This window comes from Streptomyces sp. V4I8 (assembly GCF_041261225.1).
Taxonomy (GTDB): domain Bacteria; phylum Actinomycetota; class Actinomycetes; order Streptomycetales; family Streptomycetaceae; genus Streptomyces.
Map to the genome: position 1 here is coordinate 5,025,416 of NZ_JBGCCN010000001.1, position 21,363 is coordinate 5,046,778.

Here is a 21,363-nt window from a genome sequence, read left to right on the forward strand (position 1 = left end):
GATACCTCCCGCCATCCCATATGCTTCTCACGTCCCCGACGCGCTGAGAAGCGCCCAGGCGGGCCGATAGCCCTCATCGTCTAGCGGCCTAGGACGCCGCCCTTTCAAGGCGGTAGCACGGGTTCGAATCCCGTTGGGGGCACGTAACACCGTGTGCGACACTGTCGTACACAACGCTTGGTCCTGTGGAGCAGTTTGGAGTGCTCGCCACCCTGTCAAGGTGGAGGCCGCGGGTTCAAATCCCGTCAGGACCGCTGAGGCTTCTCGAAGCCTCGCGGCTGGGTAGCTCAGTTGGTACGAGCGATCGCCTGAAAAGCGATAGGTCGCCGGTTCGACCCCGGCCCCAGCCACAGCAAAGGCCCCGATCTTCGGATCGGGGCCTTGTTGTATGCCGGCCTCGGCGAGCATCGTGCCGCATACGAGCGACCGCGTCCGCTACCGGGACGCCCTCCCGCCCTGCGACTGGGTGACGGCCCTCAGACGCCGGCCCCACCAGCCGCGTCGGCCACCGCAGGCCCCTCGCCCCACCGCCGGAGGCAAAAGCGTTCGCCATCGATTTCGGCGGGATGAGATCCTGGATCGCGTATGTCTACGCACCCTGCCTCCGCCCTCGGCGCCCTCGCCCCCCGTCTGACCGAGTTGTCCCTGCGTGATGCGCAGCGGCTCGGGCGGCGGCTCGAAGGTGCGCGCAAGATCCGTAAGCCGGAGGCGCGGGCCGCCGTGCTGGCCGAGATCGAGGCGGAGATCGCCAAGGGCGAGGAGCGTATCGCCACGCGGCGCACCCTTGTGCCCGCCGTCACGTATCCCGAGCAGCTGCCGGTCAGCCAGAAGAAGAGCGACATCGCGGACGCGATCCGTGATCACCAGGTCGTGATCGTCGCCGGTGAGACCGGGTCCGGGAAGACCACGCAGATCCCGAAGATCTGTCTTGAGCTCGGGCGTGGTGTGCGCGGCATGATCGGGCACACGCAGCCCCGCCGTATCGCGGCGCGCACGGTCGCGGAGCGGGTGGCGGAGGAGCTCGACACGCCGCTCGGGGAGTCCGTCGGCTGGAAGGTGCGGTTCACCGATCAGGTGAATCCCGACGCCACCTTCATCAAGCTGATGACCGACGGCATCCTGCTCGCCGAGATCCAGACCGACCGCGAGCTGCGCGCCTACGACACGATCATCATCGACGAGGCCCACGAGCGGTCCCTCAACATCGACTTCCTGTTGGGCTATCTGGCGCAGCTGCTGCCGAAGCGGCCCGACCTCAAGGTCGTCATCACCTCGGCGACGATCGACCCCGAGCGCTTCTCCCGGCATTTCGGGGACGCCCCGATCATCGAGGTCAGCGGGCGGACCTACCCGGTGGAGGTGCGCTACCGACCCCTCCTCGAAGAGGACTCCGAGGACGCGGACCGCGACCAGATCACCGCGATCTGCGATGCGGTCGAGGAGCTCCAGGGTGAAGGGAAGGGCGACATCCTCGTCTTTCTCTCCGGCGAGCGGGAGATCCGGGACACGGCCGACGCGCTCACCAAGAAGCAGTACCGCTTCACCGAGATCCTGCCGCTCTACGCCCGCCTCTCCCACGCCGAGCAGCACCGCGTCTTCCAGCCCCACACCGGCCGCAGGATCGTTCTGGCGACCAACGTCGCGGAGACGTCGCTGACGGTCCCCGGCATCAAGTACGTCATCGACCCCGGTTTCGCCCGGATCAGCCGGTACAGCCATCGCACGAAGGTGCAGCGGCTGCCCATCGAGCCGGTCTCCCAGGCCAGCGCCAACCAGCGCAAGGGCCGCTGCGGGCGGACCAGCGACGGTATCTGCATCCGGCTGTACAGCGAGGACGACTTCGTCGCCCGGCCGGAGTTCACCGACGCGGAGATCCTCCGTACGAACCTCGCGTCCGTCATCCTGCAGATGACCGCGGCCGGCCTCGGCGACATCGAAAAGTTCCCGTTCATCGACCCGCCGGACCACCGCAACATCCGCGACGGCGTCCAGCTGCTCCAGGAGCTCAACGCTCTCGATCCGGCGCAGAAGGACCCGCGCAAGCGGCTCACCGAGACGGGTCGCAAGCTCGCCCAGCTGCCCGTCGACCCGCGCCTGGCGCGGATGGTCCTGGAGGCCGACAAGAACGGCTGTGTCCGCGAGGTCATGGTCATAGCGGCCGCGCTCTCCATCCAGGATCCGCGCGAGCGCCCGGCCGACAAGCAGGCCCAGGCCGACCAGCAGCACGCCCGCTTCAAGGACGAGACGAGCGATTTCCTCGCGTATCTGAACCTGTGGCGTTACGTCCGTGAGCAGCAGCGCGAGCGCGGCTCGTCGTCGTTCCGCCGGATGTGCAAGCAGGAGTATCTGAACTTCCTGCGCATCCGCGAATGGCAGGACATCTACACGCAGCTGCGTACGGTCGCCAAGCAGATGGGCATCCATGTCAACGAGGAGGACGCTCCCGGCGACCGCATCCACCTCTCCCTCCTCGCCGGCCTCCTCTCTCACATCGGCATGAAGGATGTGAAGGACGGCGCGAAGAACGAGTACCTGGGCGCCCGCAGCGCCAAGTTCGCGGTCTTTCCCGGCTCTGCCCTCTTCAAGAAGCCCCCGCGCTTCGTGATGTCCGCCGAACTCGTCGAGACCTCCCGCCTGTGGGCCCGGGTCAACGCGAAGATCGAGCCGGAGTGGGTCGAGCCGCTCGCCGAGCACCTGCTGAAGCGGACGTACAGCGAACCGCACTGGGAGAAGGACCAGGCGGCGGTGATGGCGTACGAGAAGGTCACGCTGTACGGCGTCCCGATCATCGCCCAGCGCAAGGTGAGCTACGGCCGGATCGACCCGGAGGTCAGCCGCGAGCTGTTCATCCGCAACGCCCTGGTGGAGGGCGACTGGCGCACGCACCACAAGTTCTTCGCCGACAACCGCAGACTCCTCAGCGAGGTCGAGGAGTTGGAGCACCGGGCCCGGCGCCGGGACATCGTGGTCGATGACGAGACGCTGTTCGACTTCTACGACGAGAAGGTCCCGGAGCACGTCGTCTCCGGGGCTCACTTCGACTCCTGGTGGAAGCGCAAGCGGCACGAGCAGCCGGACTTCCTGGACTTCGAGCGCGAGATGCTCATCCGGGAGTCGGCCGAGGCGGTCACCAAGGCGGACTATCCGGACACGTGGCGGCAGGGCGCGCTGAAGTTCCGGGTGACGTACCAGTTCGAGCCGGGTGCGGACGCGGACGGTGTGACGGTCCATGTCCCGCTCCAGGTGCTCAACCAGGTCACGGACGAGGGCTTCGACTGGCAGATCCCGGGCCTGCGCGAGGAGCTGGTGACGGAGCTGATCCGTTCCCTCCCCAAGCCGATCCGCCGCCACTACGTGCCGGCGCCGAACTTCGCGAAGCGGTTCCTGGACGCGGCGGTGCCGTTGCAGGAACCGCTCACGGTCACCATGGCCCGCGAACTGAAGCGTATGGTCGGGGTCCCCTTCACCGCCGACGACTTCGACTGGTCGAAGGTCCCGGACCATCTGCGCATCACCTTCCGGATCGTCGACGAACGGCGCCGCAAGCTGGCGGAGGACAAGGATCTGGAGACGCTGAAGCTGCGGCTGAAGCCGAAGGCGCAGAAGGCTCTGTCACAGGCCGCCGCGGCCACCGCGTCCCGCCAGGGCGGCGAGTCCCTGGAGCGCGCGGGCCTGACCGACTGGACGGTCGGCGCGCTGACCCGGGTCTTCGAGACCCGCCGCGCCGGCCAGCCGGTGAAGGCGTACCCGGCGCTGGTGGACGACGGCGACACGGTCTCCGTACGTCTCTTCGACACGGAGGCGGAGCAGCAGCAGGCGATGTGGAAGGGCACGCGCCGTCTGATCCTCCGTAACATCCCGGTCAGCCCTGCGAAGTTCGCGTCCGAGAAGCTGACCAACCCGCAGAAGCTGGCGCTGTCGGCGAACCCGCACGGTTCGATCCAGGCCCTGTTCGACGACTGCGCGATGGCGGCGGCGGACAAGCTGATCGGTGACTTCGGCGGCCCGGCGTGGGACGAGGAGTCGTACCGGAAGCTGTACGACAAGGTGCGCGCCGAGATCGTCGACACGACGGTCCGTACGGTGGGCCAGGTGCAGCAGGTCCTCGCCGCCTGGCAGGCCGCTGAGCGCCGCCTGAAGGCCGTGCGCAGCCCTGCCCTACTGGCAAACCTCACGGACGTGCGCAAGCAGCTGGACGCCCTTGTGAGGCCCGGTTTCGTGACGACGGCGGGACTGCGACGCCTGCCCGACCTGATGCGCTACCTGATCGCGGTGGACCGCCGGCTCCAGCAGATGCCGACGAACGTCCAGCGGGACACGACCCGCATGGAGAAGGTGCACGAGATGCAGGACGAGTACGCCTGGCTCCTTGAGCAGATGCCGCAGGGCCGCCCGGTGCCGCAGCAGGTGCTGGACGTCCGCTGGATGCTGGAGGAGCTCCGCGTCAGCTATTTCGCGCACGCGCTGGGCACGGCGTACCCGATCTCCGACAAGCGGATCGTGAAGACGATCGACACGCTGGCGCCGTAACGGGGCGTGTACGCTGGGTGAGTTCGACCAGGGGGCTCGCCCTCCTGTACAGTCTCTTCTCGCAGCGCAACGCACAAATAGCGCAGCGAAACCTGGTCCTGTGGAGCAGTTTGGAGTGCTCGCCACCCTGTCAAGGTGGAGGCCGCGGGTTCAAATCCCGTCAGGACCGCAGTGAAAGTAAGGCCCGCGCCCGGTACAGGGTGGCGGGCCTTACGCATGTCCGGGGCCGCCTCCCGATGCCGTCCCGCTCCCCCTCGCCACCTTGACGGCGTCACATTCGCTCGGTACCCAGAAGTCAGGGACCTTCCCGGCGTGGCCCTCATGGAGGTGGCGTATGGCGGCATCGGCCAGGCACGAGACGCGGGCGTTGCTCCGCGCGCACCTGTCGGCCGCCTCCTCCTATCGACATCTCACCCGGCACTGCCCGATCTGCCACCGCCTGTTGCGGCTGGCGATGGACTCCGCCCCGCGCAGCGCCCCCCAGGCGACCCCGGGCCCGGCTCCGGGCCCGGCCCCGGCCCCGGACGAGGTCACCGACGGCGAAGCCGCGTCCACAGCGTGACCCGGCACCGACGTCAACTCCCGTCCGCCCATGGGGCACTGGAGGCGAGACCTCCCTTTAGCGCACATAGGACAGAGGCAACAAGCACCGCGCCATGTGACGGGTGTCACCGCATGAGTTTCCGGAAGCGCGGTACTTACACCCTGCCTACAACTGGTCAATTTAATATGTGCAATTGCACCAGCTTCTAGGGATCCTCCGGCGCACACTCGGTGACGCCCCCCCAGGGCGGGTCCACAGGAGATCCGACACCCCTCCCCAGACTCCGACAAGGCCGCCCACAGGACCGCCGGCCGGCACACATCCCGCGCACAAAAAGATCGCGCTGGACTCGGCGGAGTCCAGCGCGATCCACGACGCACCCATGTTGCGTGCCTGAAGAGCTCTGACGGCTCGGGCGTGGGCTCTGTTGGGGCAGAACCCGCGTCGCTCGGAGCTAGGGTTCGGGCGCCACGGGGGAGTTGGGGGAACTGCCGTTTTGCCCGGTTATGAAGTTGTTCAGGCCTCGCTGCGCTGCTGCGGGATGCCCGCGAGCAGTGCGCGGACCTCAGCCTCGCGGTAGCGGCGGTGTCCGCCGAGCGTACGGATGGAAGTAAGCTTCCCGGCCTTCGCCCACCGCGTGACCGTCTTGGGGTCGACACGGAACATGGTGGCGACCTCAGCCGGGGTCAGCAGCGGCTCGGCATCAGGGGTGCGAGCGGTCATGAGCGGCCTCCTCGGGAGAACCGAACCTTCTCGGTTCTTTCCTCTAAATTCTGCACCTTGACCCGCGTTGCCCGAAATGGCGGACGCGAGTCGAGTCGGTTATAGGACGAACGGCTTGTCCTCGGCACTACAACTACACCATCTGTCCAGCCGCGTCGGCCAAACCGATGGAATTGCCCTCCCAGGTGTTCATCAGCGACGGAAGCCGATGGACCATGCCATAGCGGACAGTCACGCCACTGTGACGATCAGTCACAGTGGCGTGCAGGAGTCCCAAGACCCCCCAAAGCGTGCAATGTCGAGATGAAGTCCTCCCCGGACTCCTTGTCCTATTTTGGCACGAGGGGGGGTTGGGGGCGCAAGGGCCGCGTACGTGCGGTCCGTCACGCTTACGCGCGTTGCAGCATGGTTGATGCATGCGCCCGTATCGAGACCTACGTCCCTTGTTGACGAGACATCAGGAACCTCAGAGCGAGCACGAAACCCCAAATCGGGCGTCTCGTCAAACGCCTGTTCGTTACGTCACACAGTGCGTCAGGTCACATCGTCGGGCTCAGCCGACGGTTCAGCCGGTGGGCTCAGTTGGCCGACCGCCGGTCCCGCACCGACCGCCACCGCTCCACGAGCCGCCCGTAAGCCTCCCCGGCGGCCGCCCCGTCGCCGCGCCGCAGCGCGTCGATGCCGTGGGTCACATCGGCGGCCGAGTGGTCGTCCTCCAGCTCGCCGGCGGGCAGGGTGTGCACCAGGCCGCCGTAGTCCAGCTCGACCAGTGAGCGCGGGTGGAACTCCTCCAGCCAGCGCCCGACGTCCAGCAGGCCGTCGATGAGCGGCCCCTCGTCGATGGCGTCCTTCAGCGTCCTCAGGGCCCGCGCCACGCGCCGTCGCGCCTCCACCATGGGCGTCCGGTAGCGCAGCATCGGGGGAATCTCGCCCGAGCCCTTGTCGAACCGCCGCTCCTCGTCCGACACCAGCACGAACCAGTGCAGCGGCACCTGCCAGGTCGAGGTACGGATCCACGGCCGGGCGTCCGGGTTGCGGGCCAGCCAGCGCTCGTAGTCCTGGGCCGCCTGCTGCCGTACGACCTCCGGCAGGACCGCGTCCAGGACCGGCTTCGGCAGTTCGTCGCCCAGCTCCCCGAGCGCCAGCCAGCCGCGCAGCCGGGTGCGCCAGGGGCACACGCACAGCACCCCCTCGACCTCCAGCACGAAGGCGTCCCCGCTCTCCTGGACCGGCACCGGGATGGGCGGGGTGGGCAGCAAGTCGGCCAGGGAGCGGCGAAGTTCGTCCTGATACGACGGACGGTCGTCGCGGCGGGCGTAACGGGCCCAGTGGTCGCGCTCCGGTTCCGGGAAGGCGGCCAGTGGCTCGTAGACGCGCAGATAGGTCGCGTACGGGACGATCACCGAGGACACCTTGGGCACGCCTGCTCTCTCCCCCGCCGTCTGCCAGGAAAACGCGCGGAACCCGCTCACAAACGTGCGGGAAAACTATGCAAATCGTCGCACGGCTGTACTCCGCGAGTAGGTGATCCTGAGCACTGCGGGATGGACGGGTGCCGACGGGTCTAATCTCATGCTCACAGCCCCCGCCACCCGTACGGGAGCTCGCTCCAATCGCCGCCAGTACTCAGGAGTCACCACAGTGACCGACGTAACACACGGCGTCCTGCGCACCCTGTTCCACTCGGAGCAGGGGGGACATGAGCAAGTCGTGCTCTGCCAGGACCGCGCCAGCGGCCTCAAGGCCGTCATCGCCATCCACTCCACCGCCCTGGGCCCCGCCCTCGGCGGCACGCGCTTCTACCCGTACGCGACCGAGGACGAGGCCGTCGCCGACGCGCTGAACCTCGCGCGCGGGATGTCGTACAAGAACGCCATGGCCGGTCTCGATCACGGCGGCGGCAAGGCCGTGATCATCGGGGACCCGGAGAAGATCAAGACCGAGGAGCTGCTGCTCGCGTACGGCCGGTTCGTGGCCTCGCTGGGCGGCCGCTACGTCACCGCGTGCGACGTCGGTACGTATGTCGCCGACATGGACGTCGTGGCGCGCGAGTGCCGCTGGACCACCGGGCGCTCGCCGCAGAACGGCGGCGCGGGCGACTCCTCCGTGCTCACCGCCTTCGGCGTCTACCAGGGCATGCGCGCCTCGGCCCAGCACCAATGGGGCGACCCGTCGCTGCGCGGCCGCACGGTCGGTATCGCGGGCGTCGGCAAGGTCGGCCACCACCTGGTGGACCACCTGCGGGCGGAGGGCGCCGAGGTCGTCATCACGGACGTGCGCGAGGAGGCCGTGGGGCGGATCCTCGCCGCGCACCCGACGGGCGTACAGGCCGTCGCCGACACCGCGACCCTGATCCGGGTCGAGAACCTCGACATCTACGCCCCGTGCGCGCTCGGTGGCGCCCTGAACGACGACACCGTGCCGGTGCTGACCGCCGAGGTGGTGTGCGGCGCCGCCAACAACCAGCTCGCCCATCCGGGCGTCGAGAAGGACCTCGCCGACCGCGGGATCCTCTACGCGCCCGACTACGTGGTGAACGCCGGCGGTGTCATCCAGGTCGCCGACGAGCTGCACGGCTTCGACTTCGAGCGGTGCAAGGCGAAGGCCGCGAAGATCTACGACACCACGCTGGCCATATTCGCACGTGCGAAGACGGACGGGATTCCGCCGGCCGCCGCGGCCGACCGGATCGCCGAGCAGCGGATGGCGGAGGCACGCGGAGCGCACTGATCCGGCGCTATGTCCGGCCGAAGATCACCCCAAACAGGGGTTTGGCCGGTACCCGCCGGTGGGCAGTTGGAGAGAACTCTCACTTCTACCGGCGGGTCGACCGCCGATAAGTGGTTAAAATCGCGGTTGACCAGCGAGGACGGGGCGCCTCGAAGGTCCTGTGCACACGCGCGTGCTGCGGGCGACGTACCGTATGGGCGCGGGCTCAGGTACCGTGGAAGCCCTACGGACCGGTCTCTCCGAGGAGAGCCCGTTCCAGATCATGAACGCGTGTCAAGACTCTGGGGCCGTCGAGCCCCGTCACCGAGGGGGTCGAGCCATGGGGCGCGGCCGGGCCAAGGCCAAGCAGACGAAGGTCGCCCGCCAGCTGAAGTACAACAGCGGCGGGACTGACCTGTCGCGTCTGGCCAACGAGCTGGGCGCTTCGACTTCGAGCCAGCCGCCGAACGGCGAGCCGTTCGAGGACGACGAAGAAGACGACCCGTACGCCCAGTACGCGGATCTCTACAACGACGACGATGAGGATGACGAGGACGACGAGTCCGGTCCCACGTCGCAACAACGCCGCGGCGCTTGACTGTCCAGCAGTGCCTGACCCGGTCCTGAGCGGTTCTCCGCCAGACCGGGTTTTGCACTGCCTCCGCAGGCCTCGGCCCGCGGAGCGGTCAACGTGAGTACGTACCGACCAGCTCGGCACCCGAGGCGTGGTCGCCGCGGTCCGTGATCTCGCCGGCGACCCATGCGTCGACCCCGCGGTCGGCCAGTGTCTCCAGGGCCGCGTCCGTGGACTCCTCCGGCACGATCGCGATCATGCCGACGCCCATGTTCAGGGTCTTCTCCAGCTCCAGGCGCTCGACCTGGCCCGTCTTGCCGACGAGGTCGAAGATCGGGGCCGGGGTCCAGGTGGTGCGGTCGACGATCGCGTGCAGGTCGTCCGGGATCACCCGGGCCAGGTTGGCGGCCAGACCGCCACCCGTGACATGGCTGTACGCGTGTACGTCCGTGGTGCGGGTGAGGGCCAGACAGTCCAGCGAGTAGATCTTCGTCGGCTCCAGCAGCTCCTCGCCGAGGGTGCGGCCGAGCTCGTCGATCCGGGTGTCCAGGGCGAGGCCGGCCTGGTTCAGCAGGACGTGGCGGACCAGCGAGTACCCGTTCGAGTGAAGCCCGGATGACGCCATGGCGATCACCGCGTCACCCTTACGGATGCGATCCGGGCCCAGCAGCCGGTCGGCCTCCACGACACCCGTTCCGGCGCCGGCGACGTCGAAGTCGTCCTCGCCCAGCAGGCCGGGGTGCTCGGCGGTCTCGCCGCCGACCAGGGCGCAGCCGGCGAGCACACAGCCCTCGGCGATGCCCTTCACGATGGCGGCGACACGCTCGGGGTGGACCTTGCCGACACAGATGTAGTCGGTCATGAACAGCGGCTCGGCGCCGCACACCACGATGTCGTCCATGACCATGGCGACCAGGTCGTGGCCGATGGTGTCGTAGACGCCCAGCTGGCGGGCGACGTCGACCTTGGTGCCGACACCGTCGGTGGCGGAGGCGAGGAGGGGACGCTCGTAGCGCTTGAGGGCGGAGGCGTCGAAGAGGCCGGCGAAACCGCCGAGGCCGCCGAGGACCTCGGGGCGCTGGGTCTTCTTCACCCACTCCTTCATCAGCTCGACCGCGCGGTCGCCCGCTTCGATGTCGACGCCCGCGGCTGCGTAGCTGGCACCAGTTGTCTCAGACATGGCAGTAGAGAACCTTCGTGTCGTACGGCAGGTGTGACGGGCCCGCTACTACGGGCGGCGGATCGCGTCGGCGGCGGCCGTGGCGGCCGGGCCGGCGGCCAGCTCCGTCTCCAGGAGCTGCTTGCCGAGCAGCTCGGGGTCGGGGAGCTCCATCGGGTACTCGCCGTCGAAGCAGGCGCGGCAGAGGTTCGGCTTGGCGATGGTGGTCGCCTCGATCATGCCGTCGATGGAGATGTAGGAGAGGGAGTCGGCGCCCAGCGAGGTGCCGATCTCCTCGATCGTCATGCCGTTGGCGATGAGCTCGGCGCGGGTGGCGAAGTCGATGCCGAAGAAGCAGGGCCACTTCACGGGGGGAGAGGAGATCCGGATGTGGACCTCCGCCGCTCCCGCCTCGCGGAGCATGCGGACCAGGGCGCGCTGGGTGTTGCCGCGCACGATCGAGTCGTCGACGACGACCAGGCGCTTGCCCTTGATGACTTCCTTCAGCGGGTTCAGCTTCAGGCGGATGCCGAGCTGCCGGATGGTCTGCGAGGGCTGGATGAACGTACGTCCGACGTACGCGTTCTTCACCAGACCCGCACCGAACGGGATGCCGCTGGCCTCCGCGTATCCGATCGCCGCCGGGGTGCCGGATTCCGGGGTCGCTATGACCAGGTCGGCCTCGACCGGGGCTTCCTTGGCGAGCTTGCGGCCCATCTCCACGCGGGAGAGGTAGACGTTGCGGCCGGCGATGTCGGTGTCCGGGCGGGCCAGGTACACGTATTCGAAGACACAGCCCTTGGGCTTCGCTTCCGCGAATCGGGAGGAGCGCAGGCCGTTCTCGTCGATGGCGACGAACTCGCCCGGCTCGATCTCGCGGACGAAGCTCGCGCCGCAGATGTCGAGGGCGGCGGACTCGGACGCGGCGACCCAGCCGCGCTCCAGGCGGCCGAGGACCAGCGGGCGGATGCCCTGCGGGTCGCGGGCGGCGTAAAGGGTGTTCTCGTCCATGAAGACGAGGGAGAAGGCGCCCTTGACCTGCGGGAGGACCTGGTGGGCGGCCTCCTCGATGGTCAGCGGCTTGCCGTCCTCGTCGACCTGGGCCGCGAGCAGCGCGGTGAGCAGGTCGGTGTCGTTGGTGGCCGCGACGCGCGGGGTGCGGCCGCCCTCCTGCTTGGGGAGGTCGGCGACCATCTCGGCGAGCTGGGCCGTGTTGACCAGGTTGCCGTTGTGGCCGAGCGCGATGGAGCCGTGCGCGGTGGCGCGGAAGGTCGGCTGGGCGTTCTCCCACACGGAGGCGCCGGTGGTCGAGTAGCGGGCGTGTCCGACCGCGATATGGCCGGTCAGCGAACCGAGCGAGGTCTCGTCGAAGACCTGGGAGACCAGGCCCATGTCCTTGAAGACGAGGATCTGGGAGCCGTTGCTGACCGCGATTCCCGCGGATTCCTGGCCCCGATGCTGGAGGGCGTAGAGCCCGAAGTACGTGAGCTTTGCGACCTCTTCACCCGGAGCCCAGACACCGAAGACGCCACACGCGTCCTGGGGGCCCTTCTCGCCGGGAAGTAGATCGTGATTGAGTCGACCGTCACCACGTGGCACGGTTCCGAGTGTAGGCGAGATCGACCACTGGTCCGAATTGGGGATACGCGACCGTAAAGGATCACTCGGCCGCGGTCGCGTTCACGCTCTCGCCGTTTCCGCTGGTCAGCGTGAGGGTGCGATGATCCAGTCCGTACTTCACCGTGCTGTCGAAGAGGCCGAGGAGGGTCTTCTCCGTATTCATGAGTGAGGTGTCGCACATCATGCGCGTGGTGGACGCCGTGCCGAGCGTGATACGGCCGTCGCGGACCGTCGCGTCCGCCTTCACCTTGTTGCAGCCGAGGCTGCCGCTGACCTGTCCGGTCTTCTCGTCGAAGGTGAGGTGGGCCTTGCCGTCGCTGTCCGGGCTGGTGATGGTCCACTTCGTGCCCTTGAGCGGGGCGGACTCCTCCTTGGTGAGGGCGACGCGGTCGCCGTCCGCCGTGGTGAGGGTCAGCTTGTCGCCCTCGACCTCGGTGGTGAGGGCGCCGTCGGCGAGGGTGCGTGCGAGGGTCTGCTCGAAGTTCGCGGGGACGTCGTCGCAGGCCATCTCGGTCGCCCGCACCTTGTCGAAGGTGACGTGGCTGTCGGCGAAGGCGGCGTCGGCGCCGAAGTTGTTGCAGCCGAGGTTGCCCTTGACCTCGCCGCCGTCGGCGATCCGCAGGTAGGCGTTGCTCGGGGCGGCGCTCTTCTTGCCGTCGACGGTGACGTCGTCGACGGCCCAGTAGGCGCCGGTGACGGAGGCCGAGGCCCCGGAGGCGACCGACTCGCTGCCCGCGTCCTCACTGCCGCAGGCGGCGGCGAGCGGGAGGAGGGTCAGCGCTGCGAGGGCGGCCAGTCGCTGCTTGTCGATGCCGAGGGTGCCGAGTGTGTTCATGCCGGTGGGACGGGAGGGACACGGGACTGGTTCCGTTGGTCGCCCTCAGGGGTGTCACCCCATGAGCGGCAACAGCCCGCCCAGGTCCGCCCGCTCCCCGCTCGCGCTCACCTTGGCCTCCGCGACCGCGTCCGGCCACGTCAGCCGCCCGGTCGCGAGCCGGATCCAGGTCAGCGGGTCGGTCTCGACAACGTTGGGCGGGGTGCCCCGGGTGTGCCTCGGCCCCTCCACGCACTGCACCACGGCATACGGCGGGATCCGCACCTCGGTCGAACCGCCGGGCGCCTTCGCGGCGAGGGCGTCGGCGAGGAGGCGCGTACAGGCGGCGAGGGCCTGACGGTCGTAGGGGATGTCGAGGCCGGGGATTGCGGCGTTGAGGTCGTCGGTATGGACGACCAGTTCGACGGTGCGGGTGACGAGGTAGTCGGCGAGGGTCATCGCGCCGGTGCGGGTGCCCAGGAGGCGGTCGTCGGGGGCGGCGGCCAGGCTCTCGGCGATGCGCTGCCCGGTCCGTGTGTAGAGGGCGTCGAGGTCGGGGTTGGCGGCGGCGAGGTCGTGGGTGTCGTCGGCGATGCCGCCGGCCCGGGGGGCTGTGGTGAAGGGCCACTCCAGGAGGGTCAGTCCCGGCTTCTTCGCCTGCTCGTCGCGCTCGAGGTTGTGGCTGATGGTCTCGACGGCCATCGTGATGTGCGCCGCGAGGTCGCGGACGGTCCAGTCGCCGAGCCGGGTGGGGCGCGCGAGCTGCTCCTCGGTCAGGGTGCCCACGGCCTGTCGTACGTTCCCGAACTGCGCGAGCACCGCGGCGCGGATCTTGGCGGGGTCATAGGTGCGGGTGCGCTTCTTGGCCGGTGGCATAGGGGCAGCCTATGCGGGCCGCGATGGCCTTCGGCAGAGTCCCTCTGCCTCTACTGGCACGGGGCCCGCGGGCGTCGCGGCGCGCTCCGACGAGTTCGGCGACGGTGCGGCACTCGAGCGGGCGTGCCGGGCTTGGATCTCTGCGCGCTGCGATTCCGTCATGGGTGCCTCGAACGCCTCGCGGTTGCGGGGGACGCCGATGCCGCGCCAGGTGAAGGGGATGCCGCGGGCGCTGTCCGGGTCGGGGCCGTCCATCAGCTGGAAGTGGAGGTGGGGCTCGGTGGAGTTGCCCGAGTTGCCGCAGTGGGCCAGCGGCTGTCCGGCGGTCACCCGGTCGCCCGCGCGAACGGTGAGCGAGCCGCGTCGCAGGTGGGCGTAGAGCGCGTGGGTGCCGTCGCCGAGGTCGAGGATGACGTGGTTGCCGAGGATCCGCCTGGCCCCGAGCAGGTCGCGCACGGACGCCTCGACGACCATCAGGTACATGAGCCCGAGCAGCGAGGTGCGGCTCAGGTGGTCGCGCTGCCCGTCGGAGGCCCGTACGACGGTGGCGTCGGCGACCGCGAGGAGCGGGGCGCCATAGGCGGGGAAGGCGCCGTTGCGGCGGGCGAGTGGCCACAACCAGCCGAAACCGGGGCGGGCGCCGGGCTCGGGTTCGGCGACGACGTCGATGGCGAAGGTCTGGCCGTAGGCGTGCGTGCCGTGGCTCGGGGTGCGGTCGGCCGGGCTGTTGAGCGCGGTCCAGCGGCCGGTGACGGGCGGGGCGACCTCGACGGGTTCCCGGGCGGCGCGCGGGCTGTCAGGGGCGCCGCCCCACCGGTTGACCACGCTGACCAGGACGTAGGCCAGGACGATCGGCAGGAAGTTCCACCACCACGGATATCCGAGGTCCAGTGAGAAGTGCGCGATCACCAGGCCGAGGAAGGCCAGTTGCAGACCCCGGTAGGCGAGGGTGGCCAGTTTACGTGCGGACATTGCGGACATAGTTCCCCCTTGCTCATGCCTTCTTCGCTCACGTCTTCTTCGCTCACGTCTTCCGCGCGTCACGGCCGGGCGGTCGACAGCGCCACCAGCAGCGGTACGACCCGCCCCGGCGGCACCTCGTAACGGCCCCGGCCGGTCGTGTGCAGCCAGCCCGCGCCGGTCAGTTGGCGCAAGTGGTGGTAGATCTGCCCGGTCGTGCCGACCTCGTCCAGCTCGGCGAGCTCGGCCGCGGTGCGCCGGCCGCCGATGACCTCGCGCAGCAGCCGCAGCCGGACCGGGTGGCCGAGGGCGGCGAAGGACTCGGCGGACTCGGTCCAGTCGCCGTCGAGCAGGCCCTCGGTCAGCACGCCGCGCTGCCACTCGTACCGCTCCCCGGTCGGCAGCCGTACGGCGCCGGTGAACAGCACTCCTCCGTCGGCCGCTTCCAGCCCGGCCAGCTGCTCCTTGAACCCCTGCAGGGCCCAGAAGTCGCCCTCGCCGAGGCGGGGGGCGGTGTGCTGGGCGTTCTCCAGCGCTGCCAGTCGTCGTTCGAGGTCGGCGACGCGTTCTTCGAGTTCCACTCCTGCGATATTACGGAACTACGTAATAACGTGCAAGCGTAGAAGAACGCCAACGAGCCGCCGGGGAAGATCCCGGGCACGACGAAGCCCCCGCCCGACGACCGGGCGGGGGCTTCGGGGCCGTAGGGCCCGACTGCCTACTTGAGCAGCGCCGGGATCGTCTCCTCGTGCGCCACGCGCAGCTGCTCCAGGGACACCTCGAACTCGCCCTGGAGCTCCACGGAATCACCGTCGACGACACCGATACGGGTGACCGGCAGGCCCCGCGCACCGCACATGTCGTTGAAGCGGACCTCCTCGGAGCGCGGCACGGCGACGACCGCGCGTCCCGCCGACTCGGAGAAGAGGAGGGTGAAGGCGTCCAGCCCGTCCGGGACGATCAGACGCGCGCCCTTGCCGCCGAGCAGCGCCGACTCGACGACCGCCTGGATCAGACCGCCGTCGGACAGGTCGTGCGCGGAGTCGATCATGCCGTCACGGGAGGCGGAGATCAGGATCTCGGCGAGCAGGCGCTCGCGCTCCAGGTCGACCTTGGGCGGCAGACCACCGAGGTGGTCGTGCACGACCTGCGACCAGGCCGAACCGCCGAACTCCTCACGCGTGTCGCCGAGGAGGTAGAGCAGCTGGCCCTCCTCCTGGAAGGCGACCGGCGTGCGCCGGGCCACGTCGTCGATGACGCCGAGGACCGCGACCACCGGGGTCGGGTGGATGGCGACCTCGCCGGTCTGGTTGTAGAGCGAGACGTTGCCGCCCGTCACCGGCGTGCCCAACTGCTGGCAGGCGTCCGCCAGTCCGCGCACCGCCTCCGCGAACTGCCACATCACCGCCGGGTCCTCGGGCGAACCGAAGTTCAGGCAGTCGGAGACCGCGAGCGGCTTGGCACCGGTCGTGGCGACGTTGCGGTACGCCTCCGACAGGGCCAGCTGGGCGCCGTGATAGGGGTCCAGCTTCGCGTAGCGGCCGTTGCCGTCCGTCGCGATGGCCACGCCGAGGCCGGTCGCCTCGTCGATGCGGATCATGCCGGAGTCCTCGGGCTGGGCGAGGACGGTGTTGCCCTGCACGAAGTGGTCGTACTGCGAGGTGATCCACTTCTTGGAGGCCTGGTTCGGGGAGGCGACCAGCTTCAGGACCTGGTCCTTCAGCTCCTCACCCGTCTCCGGCCGCGGCAGCTTGTTCGCGTCGTCGGCCTGGAGCTCGTCCTGCCAGGACGGGCGGGCGTAGGGGCGCTCGTAGACCGGGCCCTCGTGCGCGACCGTGCGCGGGTCGACGTCGACGATCTTGCCGCCGTGCCAGTAGATCTCCAGGCGGTCGCCGTCGGTCACCTCACCGATGACGGTGGCGATGACGTCCCACTTCTCGCAGATCTCCAGGAACCGGTCGACCTTCTCCGGCTCGACGACCGCGCACATGCGTTCCTGCGACTCGCTCATGAGGATTTCCTCGGGCGAGAGCGTCGAGTCACGCAGGGGCACGTCGTCCAGCGTCACGCGCATACCGCCGGAGCCGTTGGAGGCGAGCTCGGACGTGGCACAGGAGAGACCGGCGGCACCGAGGTCCTGGATACCGACGACCAGCTTCTCGGCGAACGCCTCCAGGGTGCACTCGATGAGGAGCTTCTCCTGGAAGGGGTCGCCGACCTGGACCGCCGGGCGCTTCGACGGCTTGGCGTCGTCGAAGGTCTCACTCGCAAGGATCGAGGCACCACCGATGCCGTCACCGCCCGTGCGGGCCCCGTACAGGATGACCTTGTTGCCCGCGCCGGACGCCTTCGCCAGGTGGATGTCCTCGTGCCGCATCACACCGATGGCACCGGCGTTGACCAGCGGGTTCCCCTGGTAGCAGGAGTCGAAGACGACCTCGCCGCCGATGTTGGGCAGGCCCAGGCAGTTGCCGTAGCCGCCGATGCCGGCGACGACACCGGGCAGCACGCGCTTGGTGTCCGGGTGGTCCGCCGCACCGAACCGCAGCGGGTCCACGACCGCCACCGGCCGCGCGCCCATCGCGATGATGTCGCGCACGATGCCGCCCACGCCCGTGGCCGCGCCCTGGTAGGGCTCGACGTACGACGGGTGGTTGTGCGACTCGACCTTGAAGGTCACGGCGTAGCCCTGGCCGACGTCCACCACACCGGCGTTCTCGCCGATGCCGACGAGCATCGCGTCGGACTCGGGGGCCTTCTCTCCGAACTGGCGGAGGTGCACCTTGGAGGACTTGTACGAGCAGTGCTCGGACCACATGACCGAGTACATGGCGAGCTCGGCGCCGGTCGGGCGGCGACCGAGGATCTCCACGACCCGCTCGTACTCGTCCTTCTTCAGACCGAGTTCGGCCCAGGGCAGCTCGACGTCGGGGGTCGCGGCCGCGTGCTCGACCGTGTCCAGAGGCGTCCGGCTCATGCGTTGACCAGCTTCTTGAGGATCGACGTGAAGAACGGGAGACCGTCGGTGCGGCCCGACCCGATGAGGGGCTCGACGGCGTGCTCCGGGTGCGGCATGAGGCCTACGACGTTGCCGGCCTCGTTGGTGATGCCGGCGATGTCGTTGAGCGAGCCGTTCGGGTTGCCGTATCCATCAGCGGCTTCGCCGCGGGCGAGGTACCGGAAGGCGACCCGCCCCTCGGCCTCCAGCTTGTCCAGCGTGTACTGGTCGGCGACGTACCGGCCGTCCATGTTCTTGAGCGGGATGCTGATCTCCTGGCCCTGCTCGTAGTCGCTGGTCCAGACGGTGTCGGCGTTCTCCACCCGCAGCTTCTGGTCGCGGCAGATGAAGTGCAGGTGGTCGTTGCCGAGCATCCCGCCCGGGAGGAGGTGGGCCTCCGTCAGAACCTGGAAGCCGTTGCAGATACCCAGGACCGGAAGACCGGCCTTCGCCTGCTCGATGACGGTCTCCATCACCGGCGAGAACCGGGAGATGGCGCCGGCCCGCAGATAGTCGCCGTAGGAGAAACCGCCGGGCAGCACCACGGCGTCGACCTGCTTGAGGTCCTTGTCCTTGTGCCAGAGGGCGACCGGTTCGGCGCCCGCGAGGCGGATCGCGCGCTGGGTGTCCCGGTCGTCGAGACTCCCCGGGAAAGTGACGACGCCAATACGAGCGGTCACTTCGCGGCCTCCGCGACTTCTTCCACCTTCACGGTGAAGTCCTCGATCACGGTGTTGGCGAGGAAAGATTCCGCAAGATCATGGATGCGCGCGAGGGCGGCGTCGTCGACCGGCCCGTCAACTTCCAGTTCGAAACGCTTTCCCTGACGTACGTCGGAGATGCCTTCGAAACCCAGCCGCGGCAGTGCGCGCTGCACCGCCTGGCCCTGGGGGTCGAGGATCTCCGGCTTGAGCATGACGTCGACTACGACGCGTGCCACTGGCACTCCCGGTGTGTGGTGCTGAGCAGGTTCCTTCAGACTACCCGCACAAAATTTCTACGCGAGTAGAGTTGTAGGAAGCTACGTGATGGCCGTCACGATCCGGTATCGGATGGGTGCGTTCACGAAAAGTTACGGGAAAGATCCCCGATCGGCCGCGGATAGCTATTGCGCTCGGGACACGCGGGCAGATTTAGTCGGACTTCACATTGCATTGCCGGGCACTGTACAAATGAATTGGCAAATAGCCGAGACTCGGCACGTCGTCGCAGCTGGGCTGCATGAGGTGCCGGACGAAGGGACCGATATTCGTGGCGCAGAAGGTCGTGGTCACTCTCTTTGACGACATCGACGGCTCAGAAGCGGCGGAAACGATCGCCTTCGGACTCGACGGCAAGTCGTACGAGATCGACCTGAATGAAGCCAATGCCAAGAAACTGCGTAAGGCGCTCGCGCCGTACGTGGAAGCCGGCCGCAAGCGGTCGAAGTCAGGCAAGGCGTACAAGCAGACCGAGGTCGCCCCGGACCCGGCGGCCGTCCGGGCCTGGGCCCAGGCCAACAAGATGGAGGTGCCGGCCCGCGGCCGCATCCCCAAGAAGGTCTACGAGGCGTTCGCCTCGGCGCGGTGACGCGAGCCGAGGGGCGCCGACGGGGTGTCCTCAGGGCCGTCAGCAGGCCTTGAGGACAGCCGACTTGGGCCGGTGCGACAACCGACTTGCGCTACCCCCCTGCTGATCAGCTAATGTCTGGAGCACGCCGCCGGGCGGGACAGAAAAAGTCCAGCTCGCCGAGCATGCGGGTGTAGTTCAGTAGTAGAACATCCCCCTTCCAGGGGGAAGGCGCAGTGTGCAATTCCTGTCACCCGCTCTGCATCGTCGTACCGACCACTGATGTGGATCAGGTAGGCTGGTGCTCGCACCGATCGATGACCGAGTCTCCACAGGCTTGGTGGTCGGGAGCAAATGCGGACGTAGCTCAGTTGGTAGAGCGCAACCTTGCCAAGGTTGAGGTCGCGAGTTCGAGCCTCGTCGTCCGCTCGGGAATGAGACCCCGGTCCTGATGGGCCGGGGTCTTTTCATGTGTCCGTGTCTCCGCGCGAGCGTCCCCTGACATTTGTCATGCGCAGTGGTGACAGCGCGCACTGCTTCCGGCCTTGTATCGCCGGGACGCTGGAGCCATGAACGGAAACGAACACGAACACGTGATTGAGGTCAGTGACCTGCGGCGTGTGTACGGGGGCGGGTTCGAAGCGGTAAGCGGAATCACGTTCTCCGTGGGCCGCGGGGAGATCTTCGCTCTGCTCGGCACCAACGGCGCGGGCAAGACATCGACCGTCGAATTGCTGGAAGGGCTCGCCCGGCCGGCCGGGGGACGGGTGCGGGTGCTCGGGCACGACCCCTACGCCGACCGGGCCGCCGTACGGCCACGGACCGGGGTGATGTTGCAGGAGGGCGGCTTTCCGTCCGAGCTGACCGTCGCCGAGACCGCGCGGATGTGGGCCGGGTGTGTGAGCGGGGCGCGGCCGCCGCTGGGGGTGCTGGAGCTCGTCGGGCTGGCCGGGAAGACCGGCGTACGGGTGAAGCAGTTGTCCGGAGGGGAGCGGCGGCGGCTGGACCTGGCGCTCGCGCTGCTCGGGGATCCCGAGGTGCTGTTCCTGGACGAGCCGACTACCGGCCTCGACGCCGAAGGGCGCCGGGACACCTGGGAGTTGGTGCGGGGGCTGCGGGACGCCGGTACGACCGTGCTGCTGACCACGCACTACCTGGAGGAGGCCGAGGGCCTCGCCGACCGGCTGGCGATCCTGCACGAGGGGCGGATCGCGGCGGCCGGCACACCGGCCGAGGTGACCGCGGCGCAGCCGTCGCGGATCTCCTTCGAGCTGCCCCAGGGCTACTTCGTGGGCGATCTGCCGCCCCTCGACGACATGGGCGTGTGCGGGCACGAGGTCGACGGACGTGTCGTACGGCTGCGCACACACGAGTTGCAGCGGACCGCGACCCGGCTGCTGATGTGGGCCGACGCGGCCGCCGTGGAGCTGGGGCGGCTGGACGTGCGGTCGGCGTCGCTGGAGGAGGCGTTCCTGGGGATCGCGCGGGAGGCAGCGGAAGCCGCCGGGACGAGGACGAAGGAGTACGCGGCATGAGTACGGCGACGACCGCCCCCGTGGGACGCATGGCGGCGCTGGCACGGGCCGAGCTGACCTTGCTCGGGCGCAGCAGGGGCACGCTGTTCGCGGCCCTGTTCGTGCCGCTGATCCTGCCCTTCAGCGCGCGGGAGGCAGCGAAGCAGATGGACCTGGCGGAGGTGGGCCTCACCCTCGGCACGGTCATCCTGCCCGCCTCCATCGGCTTCTCGCTGCTCTACGCCGTGTATGTGACGCTCGTCAGCGTCTACACCGCCCGGCGCGAGGAACTCGTCCTCAAGCGGCTGCGCACCGGCGAGCTGCGGGACAACGAGATCCTCGCCGGGGCCGCGTTTCCTGCCGCGGCCACGGGCCTCGCGCAGTGCGCGGTGCTGACGGCCGGCTGCACCGTCCTGCTCGACGTGGGCGCGCCCCGCGCTCCCCATCTCGCCGTGCTGGGCCTGTTGTTGGGGTTCCTCCTGTGCGCGTCACTCGCGGCGGTGACCGCCTCCTTCACCCGGAGCGTCGAGAGTGTGCAGGTCACGACATTGCCCGTGGTGTTCCTCTCCATGATCTTCTCCGGGATGTTCGTGCCCCTGGAGGTCCTGCCCGACCGGGTGGCGTCGCTGTGCGAACTGCTGCCGCTGACCCCAGTGATCACGCTCGTGCGCGGCGGCTGGACCGGTGAGCTGTCGGCCTACGAGGCCCTGGGGGCCGTGGCCACGGCGCTGGCCTGGACGGTCGTGGGCGTGTTTGCTGTACGGCGGTGGTTCCGGTGGGAACCACGGCGTTGA

General features: G+C 68.8%; 18 protein-coding genes and 6 tRNA genes. 13 read left to right on the plus strand and 11 right to left on the minus strand.

The annotated features are described in order from the left end of the window. Positions 1-69: 69 nt before the first annotated feature. The 6 genes from ABIE67_RS22705 (at position 70) to ABIE67_RS22730 (ending at position 5,092) form a co-directional block, all read left to right on the plus strand. Positions 70-142 (plus strand) — tRNA-Glu (locus tag ABIE67_RS22705). Between the two features lie 37 nt (positions 143-179). Next, a tRNA-Asp gene (locus ABIE67_RS22710) sits at positions 180-254 on the plus strand. Between the two features lie 22 nt (positions 255-276). Further along, a tRNA-Phe gene (locus ABIE67_RS22715) sits at positions 277-350 on the plus strand. A 235-nt stretch (positions 351-585) separates the two neighbouring features. Beyond that, the gene (hrpA, locus tag ABIE67_RS22720) at positions 586-4,530 is read left to right on the plus strand and encodes an ATP-dependent RNA helicase HrpA (RefSeq protein WP_370260385.1); all 3,945 of its coding nucleotides are present in this window, start codon (positions 586-588) and stop codon (positions 4,528-4,530) included. Positions 4,531-4,624: 94 nt separating this feature from the next. Continuing rightward, a tRNA-Asp gene (locus ABIE67_RS22725) sits at positions 4,625-4,699 on the plus strand. Positions 4,700-4,864: 165 nt separating this feature from the next. Beyond that, positions 4,865-5,092, plus strand: a complete 228-nt coding sequence (locus tag ABIE67_RS22730; protein ID WP_370260386.1) for a DUF6274 family protein — start codon at positions 4,865-4,867, stop codon at positions 5,090-5,092. A gap of 498 nt (positions 5,093-5,590) precedes the next feature. Here the strand turns inward: ABIE67_RS22730 and bldC are convergent, their stop codons facing one another. Then, positions 5,591-5,797 (minus strand): developmental transcriptional regulator BldC, encoded by a 207-nt coding sequence (bldC, locus tag ABIE67_RS22735; RefSeq protein WP_003949541.1) that lies wholly within the window; start codon positions 5,795-5,797, stop codon positions 5,591-5,593. Between the two features lie 578 nt (positions 5,798-6,375). Further along, positions 6,376-7,218 carry a hypothetical protein gene (locus ABIE67_RS22740; RefSeq protein ID WP_370260387.1) on the minus strand — a complete coding sequence of 281 codons (843 nt, stop codon included), beginning with the start codon at positions 7,216-7,218 and terminating at the stop codon, positions 6,376-6,378. Positions 7,219-7,438: 220 nt separating this feature from the next. On the opposite strand from ABIE67_RS22740, the gene ABIE67_RS22745 reads away from it, so the two are divergent. Beyond that, a complete protein-coding gene (locus ABIE67_RS22745; protein WP_370260388.1) occupies positions 7,439-8,527 on the plus strand; it encodes a Leu/Phe/Val dehydrogenase in 1,089 nt (362 codons plus the stop codon). A gap of 319 nt (positions 8,528-8,846) precedes the next feature. Next, the gene (locus ABIE67_RS22750) at positions 8,847-9,104 is read left to right on the plus strand and encodes a DUF3073 domain-containing protein (protein WP_194044211.1); all 258 of its coding nucleotides are present in this window, start codon (positions 8,847-8,849) and stop codon (positions 9,102-9,104) included. A gap of 88 nt (positions 9,105-9,192) precedes the next feature. On the opposite strand, the gene purM is transcribed toward ABIE67_RS22750, so the two are convergent. The 9 genes from purM to purS all read right to left on the minus strand — a co-directional run bounded on the left by purM (position 9,193) and on the right by purS (position 18,447). After that, positions 9,193-10,260 (minus strand): phosphoribosylformylglycinamidine cyclo-ligase, encoded by a 1,068-nt coding sequence (purM, locus tag ABIE67_RS22755; RefSeq protein ID WP_370260389.1) that lies wholly within the window; start codon positions 10,258-10,260, stop codon positions 9,193-9,195. A gap of 48 nt (positions 10,261-10,308) precedes the next feature. After that, positions 10,309-11,838 (minus strand): amidophosphoribosyltransferase, encoded by a 1,530-nt coding sequence (gene purF / locus ABIE67_RS22760; protein ID WP_370260390.1) that lies wholly within the window; start codon positions 11,836-11,838, stop codon positions 10,309-10,311. 61 nt (positions 11,839-11,899) lie between these two features. Then, positions 11,900-12,694: an META domain-containing protein gene (locus ABIE67_RS22765; protein WP_370260391.1), complete on the minus strand. Its 795-nt coding sequence runs from the start codon at positions 12,692-12,694 to the stop codon at positions 11,900-11,902. Between the two features lie 54 nt (positions 12,695-12,748). After that, positions 12,749-13,549, minus strand: a complete 801-nt coding sequence (locus ABIE67_RS22770; RefSeq protein WP_370260392.1) for a sterol carrier family protein — start codon at positions 13,547-13,549, stop codon at positions 12,749-12,751. Positions 13,550-13,558: 9 nt separating this feature from the next. After that, the gene (locus ABIE67_RS22775) at positions 13,559-14,521 is read right to left on the minus strand and encodes a M23 family metallopeptidase (protein WP_370260393.1); all 963 of its coding nucleotides are present in this window, start codon (positions 14,519-14,521) and stop codon (positions 13,559-13,561) included. Between the two features lie 68 nt (positions 14,522-14,589). Further along, positions 14,590-15,090, minus strand: a complete 501-nt coding sequence (locus ABIE67_RS22780) for an ArsR/SmtB family transcription factor (protein ID WP_370260394.1) — start codon at positions 15,088-15,090, stop codon at positions 14,590-14,592. Between the two features lie 137 nt (positions 15,091-15,227). Further along, positions 15,228-17,486: a phosphoribosylformylglycinamidine synthase subunit PurL gene (gene purL / locus ABIE67_RS22785; RefSeq protein WP_370260395.1), complete on the minus strand. Its 2,259-nt coding sequence runs from the start codon at positions 17,484-17,486 to the stop codon at positions 15,228-15,230. After that, positions 17,483-18,187: a phosphoribosylformylglycinamidine synthase subunit PurQ gene (gene purQ, locus ABIE67_RS22790; RefSeq protein ID WP_370260396.1), complete on the minus strand. Its 705-nt coding sequence runs from the start codon at positions 18,185-18,187 to the stop codon at positions 17,483-17,485. The genes purL and purQ overlap by 4 nt, the downstream gene beginning before the upstream one ends. Beyond that, positions 18,184-18,447: a phosphoribosylformylglycinamidine synthase subunit PurS gene (purS, locus tag ABIE67_RS22795; RefSeq protein WP_019982969.1), complete on the minus strand. Its 264-nt coding sequence runs from the start codon at positions 18,445-18,447 to the stop codon at positions 18,184-18,186. Before purS ends, purQ begins: the two co-directional genes overlap by 4 nt. A gap of 311 nt (positions 18,448-18,758) precedes the next feature. Between purS and ABIE67_RS22800 the strand changes: the two genes are divergently transcribed. The 5 genes from ABIE67_RS22800 to ABIE67_RS22820 all read left to right on the plus strand — a co-directional run bounded on the left by ABIE67_RS22800 (position 18,759) and on the right by ABIE67_RS22820 (position 21,363). Then, a complete protein-coding gene (locus tag ABIE67_RS22800; RefSeq protein WP_128435391.1) occupies positions 18,759-19,076 on the plus strand; it encodes an Lsr2 family protein in 318 nt (105 codons plus the stop codon). Between the two features lie 166 nt (positions 19,077-19,242). After that, a tRNA-Gly gene (locus ABIE67_RS22805) sits at positions 19,243-19,314 on the plus strand. 97 nt (positions 19,315-19,411) lie between these two features. Further along, positions 19,412-19,484: transfer RNA gene (locus ABIE67_RS22810), tRNA-Gly, on the plus strand. A 140-nt stretch (positions 19,485-19,624) separates the two neighbouring features. Further along, entirely contained in the window at positions 19,625-20,590 is a 966-nt protein-coding gene (locus tag ABIE67_RS22815; protein ID WP_370260397.1) for an ABC transporter ATP-binding protein, read from the plus strand. Beyond that, on the plus strand, positions 20,587-21,363 hold the full coding sequence (locus ABIE67_RS22820) for an ABC transporter permease (RefSeq protein WP_370260398.1): 777 nt from the start codon (positions 20,587-20,589) through the stop codon (positions 21,361-21,363). Before ABIE67_RS22815 ends, ABIE67_RS22820 begins: the two co-directional genes overlap by 4 nt.

What these genes read in the sequence shown, in the direction of transcription:
- purL (WP_370260395.1), bottom strand. Translation starts at nt 17,486, where the DNA reads ATGAGCCGGACGCCTCTGGACACGGTCGAGCACGCGGCCGCGACCCCC.
- bldC (WP_003949541.1), bottom strand. Translation starts at nt 5,797, where the DNA reads ATGACCGCTCGCACCCCTGATGCCGAGCCGCTGCTGACCCCGGCTGAG.
- ABIE67_RS22730 (WP_370260386.1), top strand. Translation starts at nt 4,865, where the DNA reads ATGGCGGCATCGGCCAGGCACGAGACGCGGGCGTTGCTCCGCGCGCAC.
- ABIE67_RS22770 (WP_370260392.1), bottom strand. Translation starts at nt 13,549, where the DNA reads ATGCCACCGGCCAAGAAGCGCACCCGCACCTATGACCCCGCCAAGATC.
- hrpA (WP_370260385.1), top strand. Translation starts at nt 586, where the DNA reads ATGTCTACGCACCCTGCCTCCGCCCTCGGCGCCCTCGCCCCCCGTCTG.
- ABIE67_RS22750 (WP_194044211.1), top strand. Translation starts at nt 8,847, where the DNA reads ATGGGGCGCGGCCGGGCCAAGGCCAAGCAGACGAAGGTCGCCCGCCAG.
- ABIE67_RS22765 (WP_370260391.1), bottom strand. Translation starts at nt 12,694, where the DNA reads ATGAACACACTCGGCACCCTCGGCATCGACAAGCAGCGACTGGCCGCC.
- ABIE67_RS22775 (WP_370260393.1), bottom strand. Translation starts at nt 14,521, where the DNA reads ATGTCCGCACGTAAACTGGCCACCCTCGCCTACCGGGGTCTGCAACTG.
- purM (WP_370260389.1), bottom strand. Translation starts at nt 10,260, where the DNA reads ATGTCTGAGACAACTGGTGCCAGCTACGCAGCCGCGGGCGTCGACATC.
- ABIE67_RS22820 (WP_370260398.1), top strand. Translation starts at nt 20,587, where the DNA reads ATGAGTACGGCGACGACCGCCCCCGTGGGACGCATGGCGGCGCTGGCA.
- ABIE67_RS22815 (WP_370260397.1), top strand. Translation starts at nt 19,625, where the DNA reads ATGAACGGAAACGAACACGAACACGTGATTGAGGTCAGTGACCTGCGG.